Origin of the sequence: Pseudoduganella lurida (assembly GCF_007830455.1) — a bacterium.
Classification (GTDB): Bacteria; Pseudomonadota; Gammaproteobacteria; order Burkholderiales; family Burkholderiaceae_D; genus Rugamonas; species Rugamonas lurida.
On sequence record NZ_VLLB01000001.1, the window covers coordinates 771,418 to 790,612 of the forward strand.

Genomic DNA, 19,195 nt, shown 5'->3' on the forward strand with positions numbered 1-19,195 from the left:
TTCACCGGCGTAACCGGCGACCTCTACCGGTTCAGGTAGCCCTTCTCCTCACCGGCATGACCGGCGCCCTCCACCGGTTCAGGTAGCCCATCTCCTTACCGGCGTGACCGGCGTCGGCAGCTCTATTGGTTCAGGTAGCCGGTGTCTTCCAGCGCATCCTGGATCAGCTCGAGACGCAGCACGGGGTTCTCCTGCGCCAGAAGCAGCTGCTTCTGGCCCAGGTCCAGGTCCAGCAGCTCGCACCAGCGGTTGGCGACCCAGCCGCTTTCATCGAGCCGGTACGGCGCCGCCATCGGCATCTGCGCTACCGGCAGGCCGCGCTGTTGCAGCGAGCGGATAAGCGCACCCAGCGCATCGGCCACTTCCTGCTGGTCGTCCGGCACGGTGACGGTCATGTCGTCCGGCAGCCGTTCGATCTCGCCCATCCACAGCCCGTGCGGCATCTGCTGCGCTTCGAGCACGCGGAAGCGCTGCGTGCCCAGGCACGTCACCTGCATCAGGCCCGGCAACGGCGCCGTCCAGTCGACCACCCGCGCCAGCGTGCCGACGGTAACGATCGCCTCCTGCTGGCCCGGCTTGCGTACCTCGTCGCCCTGCGCCAGCGCGACGACGCCAAATTCGCCGGACTCGGCGATGCACTTCTTCATCATGTCCAGGTAACGCACCTCGAACACCTGCAGGTCGAGACGTCCGTCCGGGAACAAAACGGTATTCAAAGGGAACAAAGGAGTCATGCCGCATGGTGGCACACAATGGCCGGTCGCGGCGTTCGCCTAGACTGCGCAGTGTGCTGCGCGGCCGCGCCCGTTTCACTGCCGGGCGAACGACACGCCGGCTAATGCGGAAGCGGTGGCCACGGTCGCCGTGCGCAATATCGCGGCGGCACGGCATTTCTATGGCGCGGTAGCGGTCCGTAGAAGAATGGACTGGTGCGCGGCGGGACGGTCGTTGAAAGTGTGCCTTATCTGAGCGGCTGCGCCCGGATAATCGTTTACCCTGCCGGTTTTGCGGGAACCAATCAGGCCACCGGCATAACCCGGGGAGTGGGCGATGAGCGCGCAGGGATAGTCGCCGCGCTGGAGTCCAAGGGTGTCGTTTTCGAACACCATCGGATCGAAGGACTTCGACTGACTGGCGACGTGCATGCAGGGGACGGAATCAAACTCGCCGGGTTCCGCAATCTGGATGGGAATATTCTGAATATCTTCGGAATTTAACGGAAATTTACATGAATGCCTATCGCGCGGATCCGGATGGCAGTAGAGGGATGGTGGCCAGGTTCCCTTTCGGCCTTTCAACGCAATGGAATGACTGCTGGTATGACCACACCGGTCGATACGGTAATAAACGCCTGGTAACAGCGCAGTCGGCTGGCGATAGCGTCAGGCCTCAGGCAATGGAATGAAGCGAGTGCAGCGGCGCACAACGCCGATCTACGGCGCGATTACTGCGAGAGCGATCCCGACACTTCCCGGGAAGCGCCATGTGCTTCCGGCCGGCCAGACTGGCCACGCCGGGGGCGCGAGATTACTGCTTGATCAGGAACTCTTCCTTCTTGCGGCCTTCCAGCCATTTCGGTGCGCGGCCGCGGCCGGTCCAGGTCTGGCCGGTTTTGTCATCCCGGTATTTCATTGGCACGGGAGCGCGTGGCTTCACCGGCTTGGCCGCTTTGACGGCAGGACCCAGATCGGCGATCGACAGGCCAAAATCGCGCATGATCGTGGCGATTTGTTCCTTGGCCTGGGCGATTTCATTCTTGCGCGCCTGCTCGGCCTGTTTTTGCAATTCGGCGATCTTTGCCTGGTACTCCTGATAAGTCGTCATGTCATGTCCCTATGGGTAAAAACGGTTAAAACGGATGCAGCCGCTTCGGAACGCCGCTGCGACTCGCTATGTCAACATTGCATCCGATGGCATCAGGCCGCGCGTCTGCCTGGACACAGAAGCTTGCAATCCATCGGCCGCAAACTGCGTGTGACAATGTGTGAGAATTCAATGTCACGCCAATTTACCATAGAATCCGTTCACGCTTCCACATATATTCGCGTATTAAGGGCCGCGCGCTGCGCCAGAATAAAAATGGCGTTGCGTTATTCACGACAACCATTAGACGGATGTGCTGTTACGTGCAGGGAGATAGTGCACCGAAAGCACCCGGGCGTTTAATCGGACTGAGGAGTTTTGCCGCGCTGGGATTACACGGCGACATGGATCGCCAATGCCCGGAGGCGCTTGGAAGCAAAGGCGATTGCGGCATTGAAAACGGCGTGCAGGACGGTGTCGGACTGACGCCGATGTTTTCCGGGGATTAAATCAGCCGCGGTCGTCGCCGATGGCGTCGACCGCAGCGCAATGCTCAGAAACGCATTTCCAGCGTCGCCCGGCCCTGCGCATACCCGGGATATTGGGAGGCACGGCGCAATGTGCCATTCTCGTCCGTATAAGCGGTATCGGACAACGCATCCTGACCCAGCAGATTCGATACGGCCACGCGCAGCTGGTATTGCGGATTGAATTTCCACAGCGCGTACACGTCCAGGTCGCGCCGCACCGCCTGGTAACCGGTCTGGTTGACGTCGATGCGTACCGGGCCGCCGTTCTTGAAGGCGAAGCTGGCACCCGTCGTCAGCTTGCCGTCCGGCGACTTGTAGTCGGCGCCAAACGTGGCCGACAGCGGCGTCTGCTGGTCCAGCCGGTTGTCCGGGCCCGGCACGCTGTCCACGCTGGACCAGTTGCGCGACACGCTGGCGCGCACGTCCACGCCCGGCGCGTTCGTCATCACGGCGGCCAACGGAAATTTGGCTTCCAGCTCCAGGCTGCGCGTGACGGCATTGCCGTCGTTGACGGGCGTGGCGACCCAGCGGCCGTTTTCCAGGAACAGACCCTGGCGGGTATAGCCGCTGATGCGGCGCATCGATGCCGCGGCCGACAGCAGTGCGTTCTCGCCCCAGTAGTGCTCGTAGGCGGCATCGATGCCGGAGGCCAGCTCCGGCTTCAGGTCCGGATTGCCGCGGCGGTCGGGCTCCGTCTGGCTGTTGTTGGTGGACGTGAAGCGGCGCGGCACCAGGTTGCCGGTCGGCGGCGCCTTGTAGGTGCGGGTCAGCGCCAGGCGCACCTGGTCGCGGCTGTCCGGCAGCTTGTACAGAGTCTGCGCCAGCGGGCTCCACACGCTGTTGACCTGGCTGACTTCGTCGAAGCTGTCGCCGTCGCTGGTGGTCTCCAGCCCCTCCCAGCGCAGGCCCGCATACATCGACCAGCGCGGCGTGATGTTCCATTCGTCCTGCGCATAGAGCGCGAGGCGCTTGACAGTGGCCTCGTAACCCTCGTCGGAATCGTCGTTGATCGCGCCCGGCAGGTCGGCATCGCGTTCGACCCGGCTGTCGTCGCGCACCGTGTAGCCGGCATCCCAGCCCATCGACAGCGCGTGCTCTTCCAGGAACGGCCGCGAGTATTTGCCCTGCGTGGACAGGCCTTTTTCGGTGGTCTCGCTCAGCACGACGGCATCGCGCGCCAGCGCCCCGCCGCGGTAGTCCAGCTCGTGCCAGGTGCCCTCGGCGCGGTTGCCGCTGATGCCCACCTTGGCATCGAGCTTGGCACCTTCGCCCAGCTTCGTCACCAGGTTCACGTCCTCGCGGGCGAACAGGTTCCAGTTCGACTGGCGCATGTCGCGCTCCTCGAACGGCGGCGGCGCGCCCAGGGACGTGTCGGTATCGGCATAGCCGTGATAGCGGTTGCGGTTGTAGTTGACGAAGGTCTGCGACGTGAGCGTGTCGCCATCGGCCAGGTTCCAGTTCACGCGCGGCGCCAGGTTGAGGCCTTCCCAGCGGCCGCTGTCCTGCTGGCGGGTCCGGCGGTCCATCGTCGGCATGCCGTCCGGCGCCGTGCGGGTCTCGGCGATCGGCGCCTCGCGGTCGTAGGTGCCGCGCCAGAAGTTCGCACCGAGCGAGTACGACATCGCGCCGGCCTTGTCGGACATCTGCAGGCTGGCACTCGGGCTGTTCTGGTCGGCGCTTTTGGCCGCGCTCAGCTTCACTTCCCGCTGCGCCGTCTTCACCGCCTTCTTCAGCACGATATTGATGGTGCCGGCGATCGACTGCGTGGAGAACTCGGCGCTGGCGGCGCGCACGATCTCGATGCGCTCGATCACGTCCGGCGACAGCGTGTCGATCGAGAAGCCCGCCGGCGCGCGCTCGCCGTTCAGCAGGATCTGCGTGTAGCCGCTGCCGAGCCCGCGCATGCGGATCTCGCCATTGCCCCGGCCATTGCCGCCCACCGTGATGCCGGGCAGGCGCTTGAACACATCGGTGATCGCCGTGTCGCCGTACTTCTGGATCTCCTCGGTGGAGACGACGATCTTGCTGGCCGTGTCGTCGCGGCGCGGATCGTACGCGGCCGCGGCGCCCTTGATCTCCACTTTCTGCATCGGCGCGACGTCGGCCGGTTGTGGCTGCTTTTCCGCCGCGGGCTTCACGACGGCGTCGATGGTCTGCGCCATGGCCGGCACGGCGGGGACAAGGAGGAAGGGGGTGGTCAGCAGCAAGGCAGCGTTCAGGCGGGACAGGCGTGGCGCAGCGGTCGTGTTCATGGGCAGCGGGTTGGGGGTTATTTTGGTTGGGGGTTATTTTATTGATAGCGCTATTTTGCCGAAGTTCGCCAGCGATGTGTTGGTCTCCCAGAAATATTTATGCCGGCGCGCGCGCCATGGCCCCGACACGCACGGCTATAATGCGCACTCGTTCTTGTATGGAAAAATAATATCGTGTCCGACCGTCTCGCCGTGCTGCCGCAATACCTGCTACCGAAGGGTGCATTGACCAACTTCGCCGGCCGGGTGGCAGGCGCGAAAGGCGGCGCGATGACGACGCGGCTGATCCGCTGGTTCGTCGGCAAGTACGACGTGAACATGAGCGAGGCGGCCAATTCCGACATCGCCAGCTACCACAGCTTCAACGAGTTCTTCACGCGCGGCCTGAGGGATGGCGTGCGGCCGCTGGCCAATGCCGATTTCGTGTGCCCCGTCGATGGCCGCATCAGCCAGTTCGGTGCGATCGAGGACGACCAGATCTTCCAGGCCAAGGGCCACCGCTTCACGACGACGGCGCTGGTGGGCGGCGACCGCGCGCTGGCGGACCAGTTCCGCCACGGCGCCTTCGCCAACCTGTACCTGTCGCCGCGCGACTACCACCGCATCCACATGCCGTGCGACGGCCGCCTGACGCGCATGATCTACGTGCCCGGCGCCCTGTTCTCCGTGAACCCGACGACGGCGCGCGGCATCCCTGGCCTGTTCGCCCGCAACGAGCGCGTGGTGTGCGTGTTCGACACGGCCAGCGGCCCGTTCGTGATGACGCTGGTGGGTGCGACCATCGTCGGCAGCATGGCCACCGTATGGCACGGCGTGGTGAACCCGCCGCGCCAGGCCGAGATCCGCGAGTGGACCTATGCGGACCAGAACATCGTGCTGAAAAAGGGCGAAGAGCTGGGCCGCTTCCTGCTCGGCTCCACGGTCGTGATGCTGTTCCCGAAGGATACGCTGCACTTCAACGCCGCGTGGCAGCCCGCCGGCCCCGTACGGCTGGGCGAGATGATGGCAAACTTGCTTTGAAAATGGGGACAGACCCCATTTTCAAAGCAACAGATTTCAACGCAACTGATTTCCCAGCACCACCAGCGCCCGGAAATCGTTGACGTTGGTGAGCGTGGGCCCCGTGATCACGCTGTCCCCCAGCGCCTGGAAGAAACCGTGGCCGTCGTTGTCATCGAGGCTGTCGCGCGGCCGCAGGCCGGCAGCCCACGCGCGTGACAGCGTCGTCGGCCCGATCACGGCGCCGGCGATCTCCTCCTGCCCATCCACGCCATCGGTATCCGCGGCCAGCCCGTAAATGCCCGCCGCGCCATCGAGCGCCAGCGCGCAGGACAATAAGAACTCCACGTTCCGCCCGCCCCGCCCTTCGCCCCGCACGGTGACGGTGGTCTCGCCGCCGGACAGCAGCACGCAGGGCGTCCGGAACGGCTGTCCGCGCCGCGCCGTCTGCAGCGCGATGCCGGCCAGGACCTTGCCCACGTCACGCGCCTCCCCTTCCAGGCTGTCGCCCAGGATGTACGGCGTGACGCCCGCCTCGCGCGCCACCGCGGCGGCCGCCTCCAGCGCCTTTTGTGGCGTGGCGATCAGCCGCACCTCGGCCCGCTCCAGCCGCGGATCGCCCGGCTTGACGGACTCGCCCCGCCCGCTGCGCAGCACCTCCAGCACGTTCTCCGGCAAGGACAGGCCGTAGCGCCGCACGATCGCCAGCGCATCCTCGCACGTGCTGGCATCGGCCACCGTCGGTCCGGAAGCGATGTCGCGTGGATCGTCGCCCGGCACATCCGAAATGAGCAGCGTGACGACCCGCGCCGGATGACAGGCCGCCGCCAGCCGGCCGCCCTTGATGCCCGACAGGTGCCGCCGCACGCAGTTCATCTCGCCGATCGTCGCGCCGGACCTGAGCAGCGCCTGGTTGACGATCTGCTTGTCCGCCAGCGTGATGCCGTCGAGCGGCAGCGGCAGCAGCGACGAGCCGCCGCCGGAGATCAGGCACAGCACCGTGTCGTCTTCGCCCAGCCCCCGCACCAGGTCCAGCATGCGCCGCGCGGCTTGCAGGCCGGCTGCATCCGGCACCGGGTGCGACGCTTCCACGATCTCGATGCGTTCGCACGGCACCGCATAGCCGTAGCGGGTGACGACCAATCCGCCCAGGGGACCAGGCCAGTGACGTTCCACCGCCCGTGCCATCTCTGCCGACGCCTTGCCGGCGCCGATGACGATCAGGCGGCCCTGCGGCGGTGACGGCAGCTCGGCGGGAATGCACAGCGCCGGCTGCGCGGCGGCAATCGCCGCATCGAGCATGCGCCGCAGCAGGCCGTTGACGGTGTCGTCGCCCATCATGCCGACGCCTTCTGCAAAGGGACGACCACCTGCGGCTCCGGCACGTCATCGCCATCGTCCGCATACAGCGCGCGCAGCTCCTCGGCCGACGAGTGGCCATCGAGCACCCGGTGCATGCGCTCGCGGTCCAGCGATCCGACCCAGGCGGCGATGGCCATCGTGCCGACCGCATTGCCGATGGTATTCGTGATGGCACGCGCTTCCGACATGAAGCGGTCCACGCCCAGCAGCAGCACCATGCCCGCGACGGGAATCTTGCCCATCGACGCGAGCGTGGCGGCCAGCGTGATGAAGCCGGAACCCGTCACGCCGGCCGACCCTTTCGACGTCACCATCAGCACGCCCAGCACCACCAGCTGGTCCGTCAGGGTCAGCGGCGTGTTGGTGGCCTGGGCGATGAAGATCGCCGCCATTGTGTAGTAGATGCACTGGCCATCCGGATTGAACGTCACGCCGGAAGGAATCACCAGGCCGACGACGGGCTTCGACACGCCGGCATGCTCCAGCTTGCGCATCAGCTGCGGCACGACGGATTCGGAGGAGCTGGTGCCCAGCACCGTGAAGATCTCGTCCTTTATATAACGCAGGAATTTCCACAGGCTGAAGCCGGCGTAGCGGGCCACGAAGCCCAGCACGACCACCACGAACAGCACGCACGTGAGGTACATGCAGGCCATCAGGTAGCCCAGCGACACCAGCGACTGCAGGCCGTACTTGCCGACGGTGAAACCGATGGCACCGAACGCGGCCAGCGGCGCCACGCGCATGATCATGCCGACGACGATGAACATGCTGTTGCTGAACGCCTCCAGGCAGTCCACCACCGGCTTGGCGCGCTTGCCCATGTGCGACAGCGCGATGCCCAGCATCGTCGCGAACACGAGGATCTGCAGGATATCGTTCTTGGCCAGCGCATCGACCACGCTGGTGGGGATCATGTGGAGCACGAAGTCCATGAAGCCGCCCGCGTGGCCCGCGGCGGCCGTGTAGTTCTTGATGCCGGAAGTATCGAGCGACTTGGCATCGACATTCATGCCCACGCCCGGCTGCGCCAGGTTGACGACGACCAGGCCGAGCAGCAGCGCAAAGGTGGACATCACCTCGAAGTAGATCAGCGCCCGGGCGCCCACGCGACCCAGCTCCTTCATGCTTTCCATCTTGGCGATGCCCAGCACGACCATCGCGAAGATGACCGGTGCGAACACCATCTTGATCAGCCGGATGAACACGTCGCCGAGCGGTTTCAGCTCCGTGGCGAAGGACGGATACAACACGCCCAGCACGCCGCCGGCGAGCACGCCGATCAGGACCTGGACGTACAGCTTTCCAAAAAATCGTTTTGACATGATGTCTCCTTGATGTCGTGCTGCGGATGCCCTGCCGGCTCTTGGTGGCCGGCTTGTACGCGGGACCTGGAACTCAGGCGGCCTTGCGTTCCTCCTTCCGGGCGAGGAAGTCGCACACGGCGCGGGTCACGTCCACCGTCTTCGCCGTGCCGCCCAGGTCGCCCGTGTGCAGCGACGTGTCCGCGGTGACGTGTTCGATGGCGGCCATCACGCGCGCCGCCGCGTCGTGCTCGCCCAGGTGCTCGAGCAGCATCACGACCGACCAGAACGTGCCGACCGGATTGGCCAATCCTTTCCCCATGATGTCGAACGCGGAGCCGTGGATCGGCTCGAACATCGACGGGTAGCGGCGCTCCGGGTCGATATTGCCGGTGGGGGCGATGCCCAGGCTGCCGGCCAGCGCGGCGGCCAGGTCGCTGAGGATGTCGGCATGCAGGTTGGTGGCGACGATGGTGTCCAGCGTGGCGGGCTTGTTGACCATGCGCGCGGTGGCGGCATCGACCAGTTCCTTGTCCCACTTCACGTCCGGGAAGTCGCGCGACACTTCCAGCGCTACTTCGTCCCACATCACCATCGCATGGCGCTGCGCATTGCTCTTGGTGATCACGGTCAGCAGCTTGCGCGGCCGCGACTGCGCCAGCCTGAAGGCGAAGCGCAGGATGCGTTCGACGCCCACGCGCGTCATCATCGACACGTCGGTGGCCGCCTCGATCGGGTGGCCCTGGTGTACGCGGCCGCCCACGCCGGAATACTCGCCTTCCGAATTCTCGCGCACGATGACCCAGTTCAGGTCCGCGGCGCTGCAGCGCTTGAGCGGGCCGTCGATGCCGGGCAGGATGCGCGTCGGCCGCACATTGGCGTACTGGTCGAAGCCCTGGCATATCTTCAGCCGCAGGCCCCACAGCGTGATGTGGTCCGGGATGTCCGGGTCGCCGGCGGAGCCGAACAGGATGGCGTCCTTGCCGCGCAGGGCATCGAGGCCATCGGCCGGCATCATCACGCCATGCTTGCGGTAGTAGTCGCCGCCCCAGTCGAAATCCTCGAACTGGAAGCGGAAGCCGTGGGTCTCGGCGGCCAGCGCCGCGAGTACTTCGCGCCCGGCCGGCACCACCTCCTTGCCGATGCCGTCGCCGGGAATGGTCGCGATCTGGTAGGTCTTCATGCTGTCTCCTGTTGAATCCATTGAAAGTAAAACGACTGTAGTCCGTGGACGGGTGCGCGAATGACGGCTAAACTCAATGCGTTGTTAACCTGGAGCTCAACAATCATGGCATCGACCAACTGATGGAAACGGGACTGCAACCGGCCGAGCTGGCGTTCATGGTGACGCTGGCGATGAGCGGCAGCCTCAGTGCCGCGGCGCGCGAGATGGGCATCACCACCTCCGCCGTCAGCAAGCGGCTGGCGCTGCTGGAGGGGCGCATCGGCGTGCCGCTGGTGAACCGCACCACGCGGCGCATGAGCCTCACGTCCGAGGGCGAGGTGCTGCTGGAGCATGCCCAGCGCATCCTCGGCGAGCTGGCCGACCTGGAGCAGATGCTGACCAAGTCGAAGGGCACGCCGAAGGGGCAGCTGCGCGTCAATGCCACGCTGGGCTTCGGCCGCCTGCACATCGCGCCAACGATTTCCCAGTATGTGAAGCGCTATCCGGAGGTGGACGTGCAGCTGCAGCTGTCCGTCGATCCGCCGCCGCTGGCGGACGACCAGTTCGACGTGTGCATCCGCTTCGGCGCGCCGGCCGATGCGCGCGTGATCGCCCGCCGGCTGGCACCGAACCGCCGCCTGCTGTGCGCCGCGCCGAAGTACCTGGCCCAGCATGGCGAACCGAAGTCGCCGGCGGAACTGGGCCGGCACAACTGCATCGCGATCCGCCAGGGCGATGAAGCGTATGGCGTGTGGCGCCTGCTCGGTGGGCGTCACAGCGGGCGCGAAGCGGAACGGGATGCGACGGCCGTGAAGGTACGCGGCAACCTGACCACCAACGATGGCGAGATCGCCGTCGGCTGGGCGCTGGACGGCCACGGCATCCTGATGCGCGCCGCCTGGGACATCGAGCGCTATCTGCAAAGCGGACGGCTGGTGCAGGTGCTGCCAGCATATCGCACGCCGGATGCCGATATCTATGCGGTGTATCCGCACCGGCACCAGTTATCGGTGCGGGTCAGGACGTTCGTCGATTTCCTGGTGGAGCGCTTTACGCGATTCGACGACGCGTGACCGAAAAATAGGGACAGACCCCATTTTTCAGGAAAGTTTCTTCAAAAATGGGGTCTGTCCCCATTTTTCAGGCAATTGTTGCGTCGTAGTGCGCTTCCAGCATGTCGAGGAACACCCGCGTCTTGGCGGGCATCAGCCGGCGGCCGGGAAAGACGGCCCAGCCGGTCACTGGAGGAAAGCGCCAGTCGGGCAGTACCTTCACCAACGCGCCGGACTGCAGCAGGGCCAGCGCGTTGCGGTCCGTGCAGCTGGCGATGCCGCCGCCGGCTGCGGCCAGGCGCGCCAGCAGCTCCGGCGAATTGCCTGTCATGCGCACGGGCAGCTCGCGCTCCCATTTCTGCTTGCCCTTGACGAGCGTCCACGGTGCCATGCCGGAGGCCGAACGCGTCAGGCCCAGCAGGTCGTGCCTGAACAGTTCATCCGGATGCGACGGCAGGCCGCGCAGCACCGTGTAGGTGGGCGACGCATATAGCGACCAGGTACTGAGCACGATGGGCCGCGCCGCCAGCGACGTGTCGTCCGGCAGCGCGCCCATGCGCACGGCCAGGTCGAAGCCTTCGGCCAGCAGGTCCACGCGGCGCGGCGACAGATCCAGCTGCACCGAGATGGCCGGATAGCGCGCCAGGAAGCCTGGCAGCAGCCCACCCATCACCTCGTTGGCGAAATCGGCCGGCATCGACACCTTCAACAGGCCGTTCGGCGCCTGCTGCCGGTGCTGCGCCAGCGCGCCGGCAGCGGCCGTTTCGTCGGCCACCTTGCGGGCATGTTCGAGCAGGCTGGTGCCGAACTCCGTGAGGGCCAGGCGGCGCGTGGTCCGCTGCAGCAGCCGCTCGCCCAGGCGCGCTTCCAGCAGTGACAGGCGGCGCGACACGGTCGACTTGGGCAGCTGCAGCCGCTCGGCCGCCTGGCTGAAGCTGCCCGTCTCCACGATGCGGGCGAACAGCAGCAGGTCGCCGGGGTCGAGATCCATGATTGTTCCACTGGTGGATGAATGTTATCCATTTTACTGTCTTTATCGATGGAGATGGAACGAGTAAAGTCACTCCATCGCAGCAAAACCAGACAAGGAGCACACCATGAACATCCTGCAGATCAATTCCAGCGCACGCAGCACCGGTTCCGAATCCACCCGCCTTGCGGACGCGATCGTCGCGAAGCTGAACGCGTCCGGCACCGCCACCGTGGTGCGCCGCGACCTGGCCGCGGCACCGCATCCGGTGCTGGACGAAGCGGCACTGCAGGCCCTGTTCACACCGGCCGATGCCCGCACGCCGGACCAGAATGCCCGCGTCGCCCTCGACGACGCACTGATCGCCCAGGCGCAGGCTGCGGACGTGATCGTGATCGGCGCACCGATGTACAACTTCGGCATCACCGTGCAGCTGAAAAGCTGGTTCGACGCGATTGCCCGCGCCGGCGTCACGTTCAAGTACGGCGCCACCGGCCCGGTCGGCCTGCTGACCGGCAAAAAAGTCTACGTGGCCGTGACCCGCGGCGGCATCCACAAGGATGCGCCGAGCGACGTGCAGCTGCCGCACCTGAAGGCCTTCCTGTCCTTCGTGGGCCTGACCGATGTACAGTTCGTGTTTTCCGAGGGCCATGGCCTGGGCGCCGAAGCCGTCGAACGGGCCCGCCTCGATGCGGACCAACAGATCAACGCAGTGCTGGTGTAAAGGAACGATCATGACCAATAACGCACAAGTCACCCGCTCCCGTAGCGTGGAACGCATCATCCAGGGCCAGGCCGTGATGGACGGCGCCGGCGTGAAGATCAACCGCGTGCTGACGCAGCCGCTGCAGCGCCGCCTCGATCCCTTCCTGATGCTGGACAATTTCGGTTCCGAGGAAGCCAGCGACTACCTGGCCGGCTTCCCGAACCATCCCCATCGCGGCTTCGAGACCGTGACCTACATGCTGGAAGGCCGCATGCGCCACCGCGACAGCGCCGGCAACGAGGGCCTGCTGGAGAACGGCGGCGTGCAGTGGATGACGGCCGGCCGCGGCGTGATCCACTCGGAGTTGCCGGAACAGGAAGCGGGCCTGATGGAAGGCTTCCAGCTGTGGCTGAACCTGCCGGCGAAGGACAAGCTGATGAAGCCCTGGTACAAGGACTTCAAGGCCGCCGAAGTGCCGTCGTTCGCGACCGACGCCGGTGCGACGGTGCGCGTGATCGCCGGCGTGACGCACGGCGTGGCCGGCGCCGTGCAGCGCGACGTGACGGAGCCGCTGTACATCGACGTCGAGCTGCCCGCCGGCGCCACGTTCAGCCAGCCGCTGCCGACCGGCCACAACGCCTTCCTGTATCCGTACCGGGGCACGGTGAGCATCGCCGGCAAGCCGGTCGCGGAGCGCAGCATGGCCATCTTCGCCAACGATGCGCAAGCCGATGGCGTCGTCATCGAGGCCAGGGAAGCGGCACGTTTCATCCTGATCGCCGGCCGGCCGCTCAATGAGCCGATCGCGCAGTACGGCCCGTTCGTGATGAACACGCAGCAGGAAATCCAGCAGGCGGTCCAGGACTTCCGCGCCGGCCTGCTGGGCGAAGAAGCCCACGGCTGACACGCCCGCTGACGGCCAGCATGCCGGCACGCTAGAATGCCGGCATGCTGACCGATCTTCTCAAACGGCTGAGCCGGGCCCTCGGGTTCGACACGGCCGATTCCTTCCCGCCCGGCCACGTGCATGCCCGCACGCGCTGGAACGCGGCCTATTTCGATATCGCCTCGGACGTGCGTCCCGACGAGATCGAACGCCGCATCTGCGATGCCATCGCCAACACGCCGCTGGTGTTCGCCCACATCACCAATCCCACCCCGCGCATGCAGCGCGCCCTGTTCGGCGTGCTCGAACAGCGCATCCGCCTGGGCCACCAGCGCGAGGCGGCGCAGCTGGCCGCGCTCCTGATCAACGCTTACCGCAGTCCGCACATCATCGAGGTCATGCCCGGCCTGCATGCGGCGATTGCGGCCACCGCCCACGACGAGGCCCCGGCGCGCGTGCGGGCCCTGCTCGATTTTCTCGCGGCGCGCGATGCGCCGTTCGATGTGATCGAGATGCGCTGAGCGCTGTTCAGGTGGCGGCTGGCAGTGCCCCTTCGCGGGGCGCGCTGGCCGCCACGTAGCGCTCGCGCAGCTTCATGAACGGCGTCTCGATGACGAAGTACAGCAGCCAGCCCGCGCCGATGCTGCCGGCAGCCAGCAGAGCAATGCCCAACGGCTCGGCCGCATCGATCCCGTACGGCAGCAAGGCTTCCGCCATCACCACGCACAGCTGCTTGTGCACCAGGTAGATCGCATACGACCACACGGCGATGCTGGCCGCGCCCGGCACGCGCACCCGCGCCAGCAGGGATCCGGGACTGAGCGCGGCCAGCACCAGCAGGCCGAAGCCCAGCGCCAGCAGCGGATAGCCAACCACGCTGGCCCGGTGGCCGAAGTGATCGTCCAGGAACCAGTTCAGCGTCAGGCCCGTCACGACGAGGCCGGCCAGCAGCGTCCAGTTGCCGAAGGCCGTGATGCGCTGCCACGCTGCCGGATGGTGCTGGCGGATCAGGGCGAGCAGCACGCCGGCCAGCAGTTCGTCGAAGCGGCACAGCGTGGCGTAATAGATCTCGCGGTAGAAGGCGGCATTGCCGCGCGCCGGCGGATCGGCCGCCAGCCAGCCCTGGTGGCGCAGCCACATGCCGGCACCGAAGCCGGCCAGTAGCACCAGCCACCACAGCACCTTCGCCCGGCGGCATGCCGCGATCAGCACCGCCACCAGCGGCAGCACGAAGTAGAACTGCTCCTCCACGCACAGGGACCAGGAGTGCGAGAAGCGCGTGCCCGGCATCAGGCCCCAGTTCAGCGTGAACGTGAAGTACTCCCACCAGGGCTCATGGCGGGCCGGCTCCATGAACGGCGGCCAGAAGGCATACAGCGCCAGCACCACGTAGTAGTTGGGCAGCGTGCGCAGCAGGCGGCGCGCCGCGAAGCGCGGCAGGGAGAACGTGCCGCGCTGCAGGCCGGCGAAGAGCTGGTTGCCGATCAGGTAGCCGGACAAGGCAAAGAACAGGTCCACGCCCGCCCAGCCGATCCGGCTGACGACGCCGAAGGTGGGCGCGAACGTGACGAAGCCCATGTAGTGGTTGGCGAAGACCAGCACGATGGCAAGCGCGCGCAGCGTGTCGAGGCCGGCGAGACGGGGTGTGGAAGACATGGCCGGGATTGTACCTTCAGCGTCCGGCCGGACCGGGATTGCGATGTCACGTTACCCCGCGCCGCGCTAGAATGGCAGCCAGTCCACAGCCGAGGTTCCGCATGCCGCCACTGCATTTCCGTTCACTGAACTACACGGGACAGCAACCCGGTCCGCGCCTGATCGTGCTCGGCGCCGTGCATGGCAACGAGACGGCGGGCACGCACGGCATCGCGCGCGTGCTGGCGCAGCTGGACGGCGGCGAGCTCGCCATCGTGCGCGGCAGTGTCACCTTCGTCCCCGTCGCCAATCCCCTCGCCTATGCGCAGGTTACCCGCGCGGGCGAGCGCAACCTGAACCGCAACCTGTTTCCGACCGCTGCGCCGCAGGATTTCGAGGACCATGTCGCCAACTGGCTGTGCCCCCTCCTGGCGGCGCACGACGTACTGCTGGACCTGCACTCGTTCAACGCGCCGGGCGAGGCGTTCGTGACGGTCGGCCCGCGCGACAACGATGGCCCGCTCGAACCCTTCCACCATTCCGCCGAGGAGCGCGCGCTGGCCCGCGTGATCGGCGTGCGGCGCTTCATGGACGGCTGGCTGCGTGCCTACGGTGCGGGCGTGCAGCGCCGCCTGCGGGATAACGCCGAACTGGAAACCGTGCAGCGCTACGGCGTGGGCACGACCGAATACATGCGCACGACCGGCGGCTATGCGGTGACGCTGGAATGCGGCCAGCACGACGATCCGCAGGCGCCCGAGGTGGCGTATCGCGCGATCCTCAATGCCCTCGCCCACCTGCGGCTGGTCGATGCGCCGGCACCGCAGCCGATCGCGCTGGCCGACATGGAAGTGCTGTCGATGACGGACGTGTACGACAAGCTGCACGACGACGACCGCTTCAGCCGGCCCTGGTCCAGCTTCGACCGTGTGCGGCAGGGCGAGGAGATCGGCAGGCGTGCCGATGGCACGCCGGTGCTGGCCGCGATGGACGGCGTCATCCTGTTCCCGGACAGCGCCGCGAAGGCCAACAGCGAGTGGTACTACCTCGCGCGGGTGAATACCGACTTTTGACGTGCCCGTCGATGGCACGGTGCCTGGCACCGGGACACGAACTCGGCAATTGGCACGGTGCCTGGCACCGGGACACGAACTCGGCAATTGGCACGGTGCCTGGCACCAGGACACGAGCCCGTCAATTGGCACGGTGCCTGGCACCGGGACAGAAGCTCGACAACGGTAGCGGCGCCGATTAGTGCGGCGACAGGATTTTCAGCCCGGCGATGCCGGCGACGATCAGCACGATGCAGACGACCCGGGCGACCTGCGCCGGCTCGCCCAGCACGGCGATGCCGTAGATGACGGTGCCGACGGTGCCGATGCCCGTCCAGACGGCGTAGGCAGTGCCGAGCGGCAGCTCGCGCAGGGCGAGGCCCAGCAGGCCCACGCTGGCAGCCATGGCGCCCAGCGTCAGCACGCTCGGGACCAGACGTGAAAAACCTTCGGTGTATTTCAGGCCGACGGCCCAGCCGACCTCGAGCAGGCCAGCAACGAACAGGATGATCCAGGACATGGAGAACTCCGGGAACGGGGTCGTCCCCGGGAATCGGACCCGCCGCCATGTGGCGATGCAGGGGCCGTCCCCTCGGGCTGGCCGGAGTATATCATTGCGCCCTCCCCGCTGCGGGCGCGTTCCGGGACGGCAATCACCACTTCTACCTGACCGAAAAACGCGGCCGCCAGCAGCCCTTGAACTTATATCGTAGAATGCCCATATGCGTATCGGACAAAACCGATGAACGCTTCGTCAAACATGAATACAAGCCCACAACCCGTGCTGGACATCGACGCCATCCACAAGGCGCTGGCCAATCCGGTGCGCCGGCAGATCCTGGCCTGGCTGAAGGACCCGCAGGCCCACTTTGCCGACCAGCTGCATCCGCTCAGCATCGGCGTGTGCGCCGGCATGATCGACAGCCGCTGCGGCCTGTCGCAGTCGACCGTGTCCGGCCACCTGGCGACGCTGCAGAAGGCCGGCCTGATCACCGTGACCCGGCTCGGGCAGTGGAGCATGTACAAGCGCAATGACGAAGTCGTCCAGGCTTTTCTCGATCAGCTCACTACTGAGCTTTAACTACTGAACTGTAACCCGGCTGTAAGCCGATTCAAGGACCCCACATGACCACACTGTTCGACCCTATCACCGTTGGCGACCTCACCCTGAAGAACCGCGTCATCATGGCGCCGCTGACCCGCGCCCGCGCCAGCGAAGGCCGCGTGCCGAACGCGCTGATGGCCGAGTACTATGCCCAGCGCGCCAGCGCCGGCCTGATCCTGTCGGAAGCGACCTCCGTCACGCCGCAGGGTGTCGGCTATGAAAACACGCCGGGCATCTGGTCGGACGAGCAGGTGGAAGGCTGGAAGCTCGTCACCGAAGCGGTGCACGCCAAGGGCGGCAAGATCTTCATGCAGCTGTGGCACGTGGGCCGCATCTCGGACCCGCAGCTGCTGAACGGCGATGCCCCCGTCGCACCGAGCGCCATCGCACCGCAGGGCCATGTGAGCCTGCTGCGTCCGGTCCGTCCTTACGTGACGCCGCGCGCACTCGAGACGGCAGAAATCGCCGGCGTCGTGGCCGCCTACCGCCTGGGTGCCGAGAACGCCAAGCGCGCCGGCTTCGATGGCGTGGAGATCCACGGCGCCAACGGCTACCTGCTCGACCAGTTCCTGCAGGACGGCACGAACCAGCGCACCGACCAGTACGGCGGCCCGGTCGAGAACCGCGCCCGCCTGCTGCTGGAAGTGACGGACGCCGCCATCGACGTCTGGGGCGCTGACCGCGTGGGCATGCACCTGGCACCGCGCCGCGACTCGCACGACATGAGCGATTCCGACCCGGCCAACACCTTCGGCTACGTGGCCCGCGAACTGGCCAGGCGCAAGATCGCCTTCCTCTTCGCCCGCGAGTCGATCGGCGCGGATAGCCTGGGCCCGCTGCTGAAGAAGGAATTCGGCGGCGTGTACATCGCCAACGAACAGTTCAGCCTGGAGAGCGCGCAGGAAGCGCTGAACAACGGCACCGCCGATGCGGTCGCCTGGGGCAAGGATTTCATCTCGAACCCGGACCTGCCGGAACGTTTCCAGCAGGGTGCGCCGCTGAACCCGCTGCGCGCCGAGGTGATCTACGGTTCGTCCGCCGAAGGCTACACGGACTATCCGGCACTTGCCTGAATCGTCCCTGTCTGAAGCAAAGGCCGCTCGCGCGGCCTTTTTTACGTCCTGATGTGCTCCACGGTTTGTCCGCCGCAAGCTGCATGGCCTGGCCCCCACTCGCCCGAGCGGCCGTCATCGGAGCAAAGGCCGCTCGCGCGGCCTTTTTTACGTCTTGATGTGCTCCACGGTTCGTCCGCCGCAAGCTGCATGGCGTGGCCAGCGCTCGCCCGAGGTGCCGTCACCTGAAGCAAAGGCCGCTCGCGCGGCCTTTCCACATTCCTGCAGCGGGCGCCGCCTCCAGGCCCGCCCAGCCGCGTCAGCGCGGTACGCTGTAGCTGACCGGCACGAACTGGTAACCCTTGCCGCTGCTGCGCAGGTGGCCCAGGGCGGGGAACGGCAGGTGGGCTGCGCCGATCAGGTAACCGCTCCGCGCCGCCTCCGCGAAGCCGGCCTGGCGGGCGGCCAGCGCCGTCTTGCTGTCGCTGTCGAACGCGATCGTCACGGTCGGGTCATCGAACTGGATGAAGTTGGCGTGGATCAGGTCGCCGATCAGCACCAGTTTCTGGCCCCGGCTTTCCACCACGTACGAGGTGTGGCCCGGCGTGTGGCCGTAGCTCGACGTGGCGCGGATACCCGGCACCAGTTCGGTACTGCCATCGAACGGCACGAATTTCTTGGCGCCCACATACGGGGCCAGCGCATTCTGCGCGCCCTGGAAATAGCCCTGCTTGTCGGCCGGTGCCGAAGAAGCCTGCGACTTGCTCAGCCAGTAGTCGGCATCGTGCCGGTCCGCACGCACGACGGCGTTCGGGAACACGGACTGGCCGGCCCCCAGTCCGCCGATGTGGTCGGGGTGCAGGTGCGTGATGTAGATTTCATCGACCTGCTCCGGCTGGTAGCCGGCCGCCTTCAGGTTGGCCAGCAGCTTGCCCAGGGTGGGGCCGAACAGGCCGCCGGCACCCGTGTCGACCAGCACCAGCTTGCTGCCCGTGTTGATCAGGAAGGTGTTGACCGATGTTTCGACGGGCGCCTTGACGAAGTTCTTCGTAAACGCCTGCTGCAGCTGCGCCGGCTTCGCCTGCAGCAGCTTGTCCATCGGCAGGTCGACGGTACCATCGCTCAGCACGGTCACTTCGAAGTCGCCCAGCATCGTGCGGTAGTAGCCGGGGGCCTGGGTGCCCACGATCGGCGCGGCGGCAAAGGCGCCGGCAGCCGTCACGCTCAGCACGGCACCGGCGATGGTGGACAGCACCTGGCGGCGCGCAGTGAAGGAGAAGCCCATCTCTTGTTCCTCTTGTGGATGTGTTCGGAACGACAGA

Annotated in this window: 19 protein-coding genes; 9 read left to right on the forward strand and 10 right to left on the reverse strand. The window is 66.3% G+C overall.

The genetic code is table 11. The features are described from left to right. Nucleotides 1-122: 122 nt before the first annotated feature. The gene (locus tag IP91_RS03335; RefSeq protein ID WP_145647340.1) at nucleotides 123-734 is read right to left on the reverse strand and encodes an LON peptidase substrate-binding domain-containing protein; all 612 of its coding nucleotides are present in this window, start codon (nucleotides 732-734) and stop codon (nucleotides 123-125) included. 195 nt (nucleotides 735-929) lie between these two features. Here IP91_RS03335 and IP91_RS03340 point away from each other — a divergent pair, with 195 nt between their 5' ends. After that, the gene (locus tag IP91_RS03340) at nucleotides 930-1,217 is read left to right on the forward strand and encodes a VOC family protein (protein ID WP_145647341.1); all 288 of its coding nucleotides are present in this window, start codon (nucleotides 930-932) and stop codon (nucleotides 1,215-1,217) included. A 310-nt stretch (nucleotides 1,218-1,527) separates the two neighbouring features. Here the strand turns inward: IP91_RS03340 and IP91_RS03345 are convergent, their stop codons facing one another. Together IP91_RS03345 and IP91_RS03350 are read right to left on the reverse strand one after the other, a co-directional pair. Further along, on the reverse strand, nucleotides 1,528-1,824 hold the full coding sequence (locus IP91_RS03345; RefSeq protein WP_145647342.1) for an H-NS histone family protein: 297 nt from the start codon (nucleotides 1,822-1,824) through the stop codon (nucleotides 1,528-1,530). A gap of 532 nt (nucleotides 1,825-2,356) precedes the next feature. Next, nucleotides 2,357-4,585, reverse strand: a complete 2,229-nt coding sequence (locus IP91_RS03350; RefSeq protein ID WP_229473802.1) for a TonB-dependent receptor plug domain-containing protein — start codon at nucleotides 4,583-4,585, stop codon at nucleotides 2,357-2,359. A 174-nt stretch (nucleotides 4,586-4,759) separates the two neighbouring features. Between IP91_RS03350 and asd the strand changes: the two genes are divergently transcribed. Continuing rightward, entirely contained in the window at nucleotides 4,760-5,605 is an 846-nt protein-coding gene (asd, locus tag IP91_RS03355) for an archaetidylserine decarboxylase (RefSeq protein WP_145647343.1), read from the forward strand. 36 nt (nucleotides 5,606-5,641) lie between these two features. Here asd and IP91_RS03360 read toward each other — a convergent pair whose 3' ends face one another. The 3 genes from IP91_RS03360 to IP91_RS03370 all read right to left on the reverse strand — a co-directional run bounded on the left by IP91_RS03360 (nucleotide 5,642) and on the right by IP91_RS03370 (nucleotide 9,433). Then, on the reverse strand, nucleotides 5,642-6,925 hold the full coding sequence (locus IP91_RS03360) for a glycerate kinase type-2 family protein (protein ID WP_229473804.1): 1,284 nt from the start codon (nucleotides 6,923-6,925) through the stop codon (nucleotides 5,642-5,644). Beyond that, nucleotides 6,922-8,271 carry a C4-dicarboxylate transporter DctA gene (gene dctA / locus IP91_RS03365; protein ID WP_145647344.1) on the reverse strand — a complete coding sequence of 450 codons (1,350 nt, stop codon included), beginning with the start codon at nucleotides 8,269-8,271 and terminating at the stop codon, nucleotides 6,922-6,924. Before dctA ends, IP91_RS03360 begins: the two co-directional genes overlap by 4 nt. A 73-nt stretch (nucleotides 8,272-8,344) precedes the next feature. Then, the gene (locus IP91_RS03370) at nucleotides 8,345-9,433 is read right to left on the reverse strand and encodes a tartrate dehydrogenase (RefSeq protein ID WP_145647345.1); all 1,089 of its coding nucleotides are present in this window, start codon (nucleotides 9,431-9,433) and stop codon (nucleotides 8,345-8,347) included. Between the two features lie 122 nt (nucleotides 9,434-9,555). Between IP91_RS03370 and IP91_RS03375 the strand changes: the two genes are divergently transcribed. Further along, nucleotides 9,556-10,488, forward strand: coding sequence for a LysR family transcriptional regulator (locus IP91_RS03375; RefSeq protein ID WP_199754471.1), 933 nt, complete (start codon nucleotides 9,556-9,558; stop codon nucleotides 10,486-10,488). Nucleotides 10,489-10,555: 67 nt separating this feature from the next. On the opposite strand, the gene IP91_RS03380 is transcribed toward IP91_RS03375, so the two are convergent. Then, entirely contained in the window at nucleotides 10,556-11,458 is a 903-nt protein-coding gene (locus tag IP91_RS03380; RefSeq protein ID WP_145647347.1) for a LysR family transcriptional regulator, read from the reverse strand. 106 nt (nucleotides 11,459-11,564) lie between these two features. Here IP91_RS03380 and IP91_RS03385 point away from each other — a divergent pair, with 106 nt between their 5' ends. From IP91_RS03385 to IP91_RS03395, 3 genes are read left to right on the forward strand one after another with little or no spacing between them, the layout of a single operon-like run. After that, nucleotides 11,565-12,161, forward strand: coding sequence for an FMN-dependent NADH-azoreductase (locus IP91_RS03385; protein ID WP_145647348.1), 597 nt, complete (start codon nucleotides 11,565-11,567; stop codon nucleotides 12,159-12,161). A gap of 10 nt (nucleotides 12,162-12,171) precedes the next feature. Continuing rightward, the gene (locus tag IP91_RS03390; RefSeq protein ID WP_145647349.1) at nucleotides 12,172-13,047 is read left to right on the forward strand and encodes a pirin family protein; all 876 of its coding nucleotides are present in this window, start codon (nucleotides 12,172-12,174) and stop codon (nucleotides 13,045-13,047) included. A gap of 44 nt (nucleotides 13,048-13,091) precedes the next feature. After that, a complete protein-coding gene (locus IP91_RS03395) occupies nucleotides 13,092-13,550 on the forward strand; it encodes a hypothetical protein (protein WP_145647350.1) in 459 nt (152 codons plus the stop codon). Between the two features lie 7 nt (nucleotides 13,551-13,557). Here IP91_RS03395 and IP91_RS03400 read toward each other — a convergent pair whose 3' ends face one another. After that, nucleotides 13,558-14,685 (reverse strand): acyltransferase family protein, encoded by a 1,128-nt coding sequence (locus IP91_RS03400; protein WP_145647351.1) that lies wholly within the window; start codon nucleotides 14,683-14,685, stop codon nucleotides 13,558-13,560. A gap of 101 nt (nucleotides 14,686-14,786) precedes the next feature. On the opposite strand from IP91_RS03400, the gene IP91_RS03405 reads away from it, so the two are divergent. Next, complete coding sequence (locus IP91_RS03405) at nucleotides 14,787-15,737, forward strand: M14 family metallopeptidase (protein WP_145647352.1); 951 nt, start codon at nucleotides 14,787-14,789, stop codon at nucleotides 15,735-15,737. Between the two features lie 178 nt (nucleotides 15,738-15,915). On the opposite strand, the gene sugE is transcribed toward IP91_RS03405, so the two are convergent. Beyond that, nucleotides 15,916-16,236, reverse strand: a complete 321-nt coding sequence (gene sugE / locus IP91_RS03410; RefSeq protein ID WP_145647353.1) for a quaternary ammonium compound efflux SMR transporter SugE — start codon at nucleotides 16,234-16,236, stop codon at nucleotides 15,916-15,918. A gap of 240 nt (nucleotides 16,237-16,476) precedes the next feature. Here sugE and IP91_RS03415 point away from each other — a divergent pair, with 240 nt between their 5' ends. Both IP91_RS03415 and IP91_RS03420 read left to right on the forward strand, forming a co-directional pair. Beyond that, entirely contained in the window at nucleotides 16,477-16,797 is a 321-nt protein-coding gene (locus tag IP91_RS03415; RefSeq protein ID WP_145647354.1) for an ArsR/SmtB family transcription factor, read from the forward strand. Nucleotides 16,798-16,841: 44 nt separating this feature from the next. After that, a complete protein-coding gene (locus IP91_RS03420; RefSeq protein WP_145647355.1) occupies nucleotides 16,842-17,894 on the forward strand; it encodes an alkene reductase in 1,053 nt (350 codons plus the stop codon). Nucleotides 17,895-18,192: 298 nt separating this feature from the next. Here the strand turns inward: IP91_RS03420 and IP91_RS03425 are convergent, their stop codons facing one another. After that, nucleotides 18,193-19,158 (reverse strand): MBL fold metallo-hydrolase, encoded by a 966-nt coding sequence (locus tag IP91_RS03425; protein ID WP_145647356.1) that lies wholly within the window; start codon nucleotides 19,156-19,158, stop codon nucleotides 18,193-18,195. Between the last annotated feature and the right edge of the window lie 37 nt (nucleotides 19,159-19,195).

Coding starts and splice junctions, on each gene's coding strand:
- sugE (WP_145647353.1), bottom strand. CDS start 16,236: ATGTCCTGGATCATCCTGTTCGTTGCTGGCCTGCTCGAGGTCGGCTGG.
- IP91_RS03415 (WP_145647354.1), top strand. CDS start 16,477: ATGAATACAAGCCCACAACCCGTGCTGGACATCGACGCCATCCACAAG.
- IP91_RS03375 (WP_199754471.1), top strand. CDS start 9,556: ATGGAAACGGGACTGCAACCGGCCGAGCTGGCGTTCATGGTGACGCTG.
- IP91_RS03335 (WP_145647340.1), bottom strand. CDS start 734: ATGACTCCTTTGTTCCCTTTGAATACCGTTTTGTTCCCGGACGGACGT.
- IP91_RS03405 (WP_145647352.1), top strand. CDS start 14,787: ATGCCGCCACTGCATTTCCGTTCACTGAACTACACGGGACAGCAACCC.
- IP91_RS03425 (WP_145647356.1), bottom strand. CDS start 19,158: ATGGGCTTCTCCTTCACTGCGCGCCGCCAGGTGCTGTCCACCATCGCC.
- IP91_RS03345 (WP_145647342.1), bottom strand. CDS start 1,824: ATGACGACTTATCAGGAGTACCAGGCAAAGATCGCCGAATTGCAAAAA.
- IP91_RS03390 (WP_145647349.1), top strand. CDS start 12,172: ATGACCAATAACGCACAAGTCACCCGCTCCCGTAGCGTGGAACGCATC.
- IP91_RS03360 (WP_229473804.1), bottom strand. CDS start 6,925: ATGATGGGCGACGACACCGTCAACGGCCTGCTGCGGCGCATGCTCGAT.
- IP91_RS03385 (WP_145647348.1), top strand. CDS start 11,565: ATGAACATCCTGCAGATCAATTCCAGCGCACGCAGCACCGGTTCCGAA.
- IP91_RS03420 (WP_145647355.1), top strand. CDS start 16,842: ATGACCACACTGTTCGACCCTATCACCGTTGGCGACCTCACCCTGAAG.
- IP91_RS03380 (WP_145647347.1), bottom strand. CDS start 11,458: ATGGATCTCGACCCCGGCGACCTGCTGCTGTTCGCCCGCATCGTGGAG.
- IP91_RS03350 (WP_229473802.1), bottom strand. CDS start 4,585: ATGAACACGACCGCTGCGCCACGCCTGTCCCGCCTGAACGCTGCCTTG.
- dctA (WP_145647344.1), bottom strand. CDS start 8,271: ATGTCAAAACGATTTTTTGGAAAGCTGTACGTCCAGGTCCTGATCGGC.
- IP91_RS03400 (WP_145647351.1), bottom strand. CDS start 14,685: ATGTCTTCCACACCCCGTCTCGCCGGCCTCGACACGCTGCGCGCGCTT.
- IP91_RS03370 (WP_145647345.1), bottom strand. CDS start 9,433: ATGAAGACCTACCAGATCGCGACCATTCCCGGCGACGGCATCGGCAAG.
- IP91_RS03395 (WP_145647350.1), top strand. CDS start 13,092: ATGCTGACCGATCTTCTCAAACGGCTGAGCCGGGCCCTCGGGTTCGAC.